The sequence below is a fragment of the Bradyrhizobium sp. NBAIM08 genome (assembly GCF_020193935.1).
GTDB classification, from domain to species: domain Bacteria; phylum Pseudomonadota; class Alphaproteobacteria; order Rhizobiales; family Xanthobacteraceae; genus Bradyrhizobium; species Bradyrhizobium yuanmingense.
Map to the genome: position 1 here is coordinate 1 of NZ_JADYVR010000438.1, position 440 is coordinate 440.

General features: G+C 60.0%; 1 protein-coding gene. It reads left to right on the forward strand.

All coding sequences use genetic code 11. The features are described from left to right. The coding region (locus tag I6F37_RS40320) for a hypothetical protein (protein ID WP_225154423.1) at positions 1–440 on the forward strand (440 nt) is incomplete at both ends.

Genomic DNA, 440 nt, shown 5'->3' on the forward strand with positions numbered 1-440 from the left:
CGAATATTACTGTTCGGACAATCACACGATCTACCAGTTTTACGCGAAGACGCTGGCGCAGGGGCAAACGACGCCGAAATGCCCCGATAATCCCAGGTTTCGCCTGAAGAAGCTGGTCTCGGCTTTCGCGATTACCAGCGGCGGTCCGAGCGACGAGGCGGAGAAAAAGCCGCAAGTGTCTTCCGGCGACCCGGCCGAAGACGCGAAGATGGAAGCGGCGATGAGCGCGATGGAAGGGGAGTTTGCGAGCGTCGACGAAAACGATCCCAAGGCGATGGCGCGGATGATGCGGCGAATGTCCGAGCTCACCGGCGAAAAGATTGACTGCGAGATGGAGGAAGTCGTGCGCAAGCTCGAGGAAGGCGCCGATCCTGATTCGCTGGAAGAGCAATTGGGTGGAGGGCCCGAAGGCGCGGAAGACGATGGGATGGGCATGGGAC